Below are 641 nucleotides of genomic sequence, written 5' to 3'. Positions count from 1 at the left end.
TTGCTGGTCAAAAGAAAACGATGCCGTTATGACTGGTGAGCGATTTGGATTGATTCGTTTTGGTTCTCGCCTTGATATTTATATACCAATTGAAATGAAATTGCGTGTTGCAGTTGGACAGACAGCAATTGCTGGAGAGACGGTTTTGGGTTCTTTTGATGATAAGAATGCCATAACGGATTTCAGATATGATTAGGAAACACAATGAAAAATTTTTCACCGTTTTCTTCATTCAATCCTGAGGGGCAACATGATGATGTTGCAAATCGGAGGCGTTCACCTATCCCAATGCGGTATGTCATTCCCAATATTATTACTATTTTAGCAATTTGCGCAGGGATGAACAGTATTCGTTTGGCTTTTGAGCATCGCTATGAGGCTGCTATTTTAATGGTGCTTTTCGCTGCAATTTTAGATGGTGCTGATGGTCGCATTGCGCGTTTAATAGATGGTAGCTCATCTTTTGGGGCACAGATGGATTCTCTTGCTGATGTTATAAATTTTGGTGTTACTCCTGCCCTTATTGTTTATTCCTTTATCTTAAATCAAGCGTATCACATTGGTTGGGTTGCAGCCCTTGTTTATTGTGTTGCTTGTTGTTTGCGATTAGCACGTTTTAATGTGATGTTAGATAATCCCAA

2 protein-coding genes are annotated in these 641 nt (G+C 39.5%); both read left to right on the top strand.

The annotated features are described in order from the left end of the window. A partial coding sequence (locus ACFIO3_RS15865) for a phosphatidylserine decarboxylase (protein ID WP_375704765.1) occupies window positions 1-196 on the top strand: 196 nt, incomplete at its 5' end. 8 nt (window positions 197-204) lie between these two features. After that, window positions 205-641 (top strand): CDP-alcohol phosphatidyltransferase family protein (locus tag ACFIO3_RS15860; RefSeq protein WP_375704764.1); only part of this gene is annotated, 437 nt, incomplete at its 3' end.

The sequence above is a fragment of the Bartonella sp. AD328YNZD genome (assembly GCF_042196425.1).
The sequence above is the reverse complement of the archived record's forward strand: the minus strand, read 5'-3'. Positions and strand labels throughout refer to the sequence as shown.